General features: G+C 74.0%; 5 protein-coding genes. 4 read left to right on the plus strand and 1 reads right to left on the minus strand.

The window, feature by feature from the left end:
• Nucleotides 1–17: 17 nt before the first annotated feature.
• The gene (locus VEW93_14865) at nt 18–686 is read right to left on the minus strand and encodes a helix-turn-helix domain-containing protein (protein ID HYI63071.1); all 669 of its coding nucleotides are present in this window, start codon (nt 684–686) and stop codon (nt 18–20) included.
• 181 nt (nt 687–867) lie between these two features.
• On the opposite strand from VEW93_14865, the gene VEW93_14870 reads away from it, so the two are divergent.
• Genes VEW93_14870 through VEW93_14885 form a run of 4 tightly spaced genes read left to right on the plus strand, consistent with a single transcriptional unit; the run spans nt 868 to nt 6,162 of the window.
• Entirely contained in the window at nt 868–1,980 is a 1,113-nt protein-coding gene (locus tag VEW93_14870) for a BMP family ABC transporter substrate-binding protein (GenBank protein HYI63072.1), read from the plus strand.
• Entirely contained in the window at nt 1,977–3,545 is a 1,569-nt protein-coding gene (locus tag VEW93_14875; GenBank protein ID HYI63073.1) for an ABC transporter ATP-binding protein, read from the plus strand. The genes VEW93_14870 and VEW93_14875 overlap by 4 nt, the downstream gene beginning before the upstream one ends.
• On the plus strand, nt 3,542–4,651 hold the full coding sequence (locus VEW93_14880; protein HYI63074.1) for an ABC transporter permease: 1,110 nt from the start codon (nt 3,542–3,544) through the stop codon (nt 4,649–4,651). Before VEW93_14875 ends, VEW93_14880 begins: the two co-directional genes overlap by 4 nt.
• Nucleotides 4,648–6,162 carry an ABC transporter permease gene (locus VEW93_14885; protein HYI63075.1) on the plus strand — a complete coding sequence of 505 codons (1,515 nt, stop codon included), beginning with the start codon at nt 4,648–4,650 and terminating at the stop codon, nt 6,160–6,162. Before VEW93_14880 ends, VEW93_14885 begins: the two co-directional genes overlap by 4 nt.
• Nucleotides 6,163–6,192: the final 30 nt, after the last annotated feature.

A 6,192-nucleotide genomic window follows, 5' to 3' on the forward strand; every position in this document is an offset into this window, starting at 1 on the left:
TGCTCCTCGGGGGACGATCAGGTCGCTGGGGGTGAGTCGGTGGTCAGGTCGACGGACGGGGGGACGGCCAGGGCGGCGATGAGGTGGGCGATGAGCTGCTCCCAGGGCCCGGCCTCGGGCAGGGGCACCTCGACCGCGTCGAGCAGGAGGAAGCCGAAGCCCAGGGCGTGGCAGAAGGTCACCAGCACGTCGGTGTCGAGCTCGGCGCCGATGCCGCCGGTGGCCTTGGCCGCCTCGATGACGGCCCGGAGGCGGTCGCGGCGCTCGACCACCCGGCCCCGGATGAGCTCGGCCACCGCGGGGTCGCGGCGCGCCGCGATGAAGGCCTCGGTCAGCAGGGCGCTGTCGCGGTCGCCGTCGCAGGAGCGCTGCACCAGGTGGCTGCCGGCGATGGCCAGCACGTCCTCGGCCCGGCCCTGGAAACGGTGGTCGGCGAAGAGCGAGTCCAGCTCGTCGGTGGTGTGGGCGTCGAGGGCGGCCACCAGGAGCTCGGCCTTGCCGGCGTAGCGGCTGTAGATGGCGCCGGTGGTCACGCCGGCCCGGCGGGCGATCTCGGCCACCCCGGCCCGGTCGTAGCCCCGCTCGGCGAACACCGCAGCGGCCGCGTCGAGCAGGCGATCGCCCAGGGTGGGCGAGGGGTCGGCCACCGGTGGCGGTTCGGGGAGGCTCTCGGCAGCGACGACCACCCGACGATAATAACGGTTGTTATCGCCGAGGGGAAGGGGGTCGCCACCTCCCCCAGCCGAGGCCCGGACCGGGGGGTAGGGTGCGGCCGCATCCCCCCCGCCCGCGACGACCGGGCCCCGGTCGCCAGGGTGGTCCCCACAGAAGGAGACCGCTGTGCGCCCTCGCCGATGGTTCCGCCTCTTGTCCCTCCTCGCGGTGCTCGGCCTGGTGCTGGCCGCCTGCAGCACCGAGGACGACCCCGAGGGGGTCGACACCGAGCAGGGGTCCGAGGACGGAGGCGGAGGTGAGGAGGCCGCTGCCACCTGCCAGGGCCAGACCGGCGACGAGCCCTCGGCCGAGGCCGTGGGCGGCGGCTCGGGCGACGGGTCCGGCCTGCGGGTCGGCATGGTGCTCGACATCGGCGGCGTCGACGACGACTCCTTCAACGAGGCCGCCAACACCGGCCTGGAGCAGGCCGAGGAGGACCTCGGCGTCGAGGTCCAGCTGCTGGAGCCCAACGAGGACGGCTCCAACCGGGGCGAGCTGCTCCGCTCCCTGGCCGAGGACGGCTACGACCTGGTCATCGGCGTGGGCTTCCTCTTCACCGACAGCATGACCCCGCTGGCCGCCGAGTTCCCCGAGGTGCACTTCGCCATCGTCGACTCGGTGATCGAGGCCGAGAACGTGTCGTCGCTGGTGTTCGCGGCCGAGCAGGGCTCGTTCCTGGTCGGGGCGGCCGCCGCCCTCACCAGCGAGACCGGGCAGATCGGCTTCATCGGGGGGCAGAACGGCGAGCTGATCCAGACCTTCCAGGCCGGGTTCGAGGCCGGCGTGGCCCACGTCGACCCCGAGGCCGAGGTGCAGGTGACCTACATCTCCGAGCCGCCCGACGACACCGGCTTCCGCGACCCCGCCTCGGCCAAGTCCATCGCCGATGGCATGTACGCCGACGGCGTCGACGTGATCTACCACGCCGCCGGCGGCTCCGGCGTCGGCCTGTTCCAATCGGCCACGGCCGAGGACCGGCTGGCCATCGGGGTGGACTCCGACCAGTACCAGCAGGTGTCCGAGGAGACCCAGCCCTGCATCCTCACCTCGATGCTCAAGCGGGTCGACCAGGCCGTCTACAGCACCATCGAGTCGCTGGTGGCCGGCGACCTGGCCGGCGGGATCCAGAGCTTCGACCTGGAGAGCGGGGGCATCGACTACGCCCTCGACGGCGGCCAGCTCGACGCCATCCAGGACCAGCTCGACGGCCTGAAGCAGGACATCATCGACGGGACGATCGAGGTGCCGACCACCCCCGGGTCGTGACGGCCGCCGCTGTCGAGCTGACCGGCATCACCAAGCGGTTCCCGGGGGTCGTCGCCAACCGGGACGTGTCGCTGCGGGTCGAGGCCGGCACCATCCACGCCATCGTGGGCGAGAACGGGGCCGGCAAGTCGACCCTCATGAACATCCTGTACGGGATGCAACGCCCCGACGAGGGCACCATCGCGGTGGACGGCCAGCCGGTGGCCCTGCGCCGGCCCAGCAGCGCCATCAAGGCCGGCATCGGCATGGTCCACCAGCACTTCATGCTGGCCGACAACCTCACCGTGCTCGAGAACGTGGTGCTCAAGGCCGAGCCGCGCCTGCCGGTGGTCCTGGCCCGGGCCGCGGCCCGCCGCCGCATCCTGGAGCTGGGGCGCACCTACGGCCTCACCGTCGACCCCGACACGCTGGTCGAGGACCTGGGCGTGGGCGACCGGCAGCGGGTCGAGATCCTGAAGGTCCTCCACCGGGGCGCCCGGGTGCTGATCCTCGACGAGCCCACCGCCGTCCTCGTCCCCCAGGAGGTCGACGACCTGTTCGCCAACCTCCGGCAGCTGGCGGCCCAGGGCCTGACCGTCATCTTCATCTCCCACAAGCTCGACGAGGTCCTGGCCCTGGCCGACACCATCACCGTCATGCGGGGCGGCACCACGGTGGCCACCGTGGCCCCGTCCGAGGTCACCGCCCGGGAGCTGGCCAACCTGATGGTGGGCCGCGAGCTGCCCAGCCCCGAGACGCAGGAGTCCACCGTCACCGACACCGTCGAGCTGTCCCTGCGCGCCGTCACCGTGGCCGGCCCCGGCGGCCGACCGGCCCTCGACACCGTCGACCTGGACGTCCGCCGGGGCGAGATCGTCGGCGTGGCCGGGGTCGAGGGCAACGGCCAGACCGAGCTCATCGCCGCCGTCATGGGCCTGGTCGACCTGGAGGGCGGCCAGGTGCACCTCGGCGGCGACGACGTCACCGCCTGGTCCACCCGCCGGCGCCGGGAGCGGGGCGTGGCCTGCGTGCCCGAGGACCGCCACCGCGACGGCCTCCTCCTCGACGCCCCCCTGTGGGAGAACGCCGCCCTGGGCCAACAGACCCGGCCCCCGTTCGCCCGGGGCCGGTTCGTCGACCGGGCCGGGGCCCGGCGCCGCACGGCCGAGATCATCGAGGCCTACGGCGTGCGCACCCCCGGGCCCGACGTACGGGCCGGCGCCCTCTCCGGCGGCAACCAGCAGAAGCTCATCACCGGGCGCGAGCTCACCGCCGGCCCCGCCGTGCTGGTGGCCGCCCACCCCACCCGGGGGGTGGACGTCGGGGCCCAGGCCGCCATCTGGGAGGAGCTGCGCCGGGCCCGGGCCGCGGGGCTGGCGGTGCTGCTCATCTCGGCCGACCTCGACGAGCTGGTCGGCCTGTCCGACACCCTGGTGGTCCTGTACGGCGGCCGGGTGGTGGCCCGCCTCGACCCGACGTCGACCACGCTCGACGACCTCGGGGGCCACATGACCGGGGCCTCGCCCACCGACGGCCCGGGCCGCCCGGCCGGCGTCACCACCGCCGCCGGGCCGGGGCCGGCGTGACCCAGCGCGTCGCCCTCACCCTGGCCGCACCGCTGCTGGCCATCGTGCTGGCCCTGTCCGTCTCCAGCGCCGTGCTGCGCGCCACCGGCCACTCCCCGGTCGACGTCCTGGCCCTGCTGGCCGACCAGCTCACCCAGGTCGGGGAGCTGGTGAAGACGGCCAACCGGGCCGGGCCGTACTACATCTCCGGTGTGGCCGTGGCCGTCGGCTTCAAGATGAACCTGTTCAACATCGGGGTCGAGGGCCAGTACCGCCTGGCCGGCGTCACCGCCGCCGCAGCCGGCGCCGCCCTCCCGCTGCCCGGCCCCCTGCGCCTCCTGGCCGTCGTGGCCGTGGCCATGGCCGTGGGCGGGGCCTGGGCCGGCATCGCCGGCGTGCTCCGGGCCCACCGGGGCGTGAGCGAGGTGATCTCCACCATCATGCTCAACGCCATCGCCCTCGGGATCACCCCCTTCGTCCTCACCCGCTGGTTCCGGGAGGAGGAGGTGGAGGGCGCCGTCGACTTCGGCATCCGCACCCGGGAGATCCCCTCCGGCCACCTGCCCGACCTCGACGCCCTGGTGCCCGGCGCCCTCCCCGGCGGCGTCCACCTCAACGCCTTCGTCGTGATCGCCGCCCTGGTGGGCGTGGGCTACTGGGTGCTGGTGTGGCACAGCCGCTTCGGCTTCGACCTCCGGGCCTCGGGGTCCAACCCCCACGCGGCCCGGGCCTCGGGCGTCGACGCCCGGCGCATGACCGTGGTGGCCATGGCCATCTCCGGGGCCATCGCCGGCCTGGTCGGCCTGTCCAGCATCATCGGGGCCGCCCCCCACCGCTACACCGACGAGAGCTTCCTGGCCGGCCTCGGCTTCACCGGCATCGCCATCGCCCTCCTGGGCCGCAACCACCCGGTGGGCATCGCCCTGGGCGCCTTGCTGTGGGCGTTCATGGACGTGGCCCGCACCCCGATGTCGCGGGCCGACCTGCCCCGGGAGATCACCACCATCATGCAGGGCATCATCGTGCTGTCGGTGGTGGTGGCCTACTCGGTGGTGGTCCGGGTGGCCCGCCGGCGCGACACCGCGGCCCTGGCCCGCCAGGTCGACCCGGCCGGGGCGACGGCGTGACCGTCGTCGACCCGGGCCTCACCGCGCCACCAGCCGAGCCGGCGGCCACCGGACGGGCCGACCCGTTGCGCCGCGTCCCCCCGTCGGTGCGCTTCGTGCTCTACGGCGCCCTGTTGATCCTGGTGCTGACCACCGCCGAGCAGCTCACCGACACGTCGCGCCTGACCCTGGCCAACACCTGGGAGTCGGCCCTGCAGCTGACCGTGCCCATCGCCCTGGCCGGCCTCGGGGGCCTGTGGTCGGAGCGGGCCGGGGTCGTCAACATCGGCCTCGAGGGCATGATGGTCCTGGGCACGTGGATGGGGGCCTGGGGCTGCATCGAGTTCGGGGCCTGGGCCGGGGTGGTGGCCGGCGTCCTGGGGGGCGCCCTGGGCGGGCTCCTGCACGCGGTGGCCACCATCGCCTTCGGCGTCGACCACATCGTCTCCGGCGTGGCCGTCAACATCCTGGGGGCCGGCATCGCCCAGTTCCTCAACCTGGAGACGTTCGCCTCCACCAACCAGTCGCCCACCATCCCCGAGAACGTGGGCCGCATCCGGGTCCCGGGCCTGAACGACGTGGTGGGGGGCGTGGCTGGGGGCGACCTGACCTCCGGCTCCCTGCTGGCGTGGCTGGCCCTGTCCACCGCCGGCCTGGTGGCCGCCGCCCTCTGGTTCCACCCCGGCCGGGCCAGCGACGACGGCGACGGCGGCGACGGCGACGGCGACGGCCGGGGCTCCGGGGGCGGCGTGGCCCGGCTGGCCGCCGACCTGGCCCGCCCGGCCCTGCTCGGGGCGCTGGCCGTGGTGGTGGCGCTGACCATCATCGAGCTGGCCCCCTACCTGGACGACCAGGAGCGCTTCTTCGTCTCGGAGCTGGGCCGCATCGTCATCGGCCTCACCGCCGAGGTGTCGCTGGTGGTGGTGGTGGGCGTCCTGGCCTTCCCGGCCAGCGCCTTCGTCCTGTGGCGGACCAAGTTCGGGCTGCGGCTGCGGGCCGTGGGCGAGGACCCGGTGGCCGCGGCCTCGCTCGGCGTCTGGGTCTACCTGACCCGTTTCGTGGCCGTCACCATCTCGGGGGCCCTGGCCGGGCTGGGCGGCGTGTCGCTGGTCTACGTCTTCGCCCAGAAGTTCCAGTCGGGCCAGACCAACGGGCGGGGCTACATCGGCCTGGCCGCCATGATCTTCGGCAACTGGTTGGTCGGCGGGCTCGTGCTCGGCGCCGGGCTGTTCGGGTTCATGGACGCCATGCAGAGCCAGGTCGACGCCACGGCCCACGCCATGTTGCTGGTGGCCGCGCTCCTGTTCGGGGTCATCGCCGTCCATGCCGCGCTCGGACGCCGCTGGCGCAGCGCGGTGATCGTGGCCGTCGTGGCCGCCGCATTCGGGGTCTGGTACGGGACGAGTGACAGCGTCCCGACCGAGCTGATCCCGTTCCTGCCCCACGTGACCACGCTGGCAGTGCTCGTGTTCTCCGCCCAACGGCTGAGACCGCCTGCCGCCGACGGGCGGATCTTCCGGCGGTCCCGTTGAACGACGTCGACTGGGAGGCGCTCCGGGTGG

The sequence above is a fragment of the Acidimicrobiales bacterium genome, from assembly GCA_035630295.1.
In the GTDB taxonomy this organism is placed as follows: domain Bacteria; phylum Actinomycetota; class Acidimicrobiia; order Acidimicrobiales; family Iamiaceae; genus Iamia.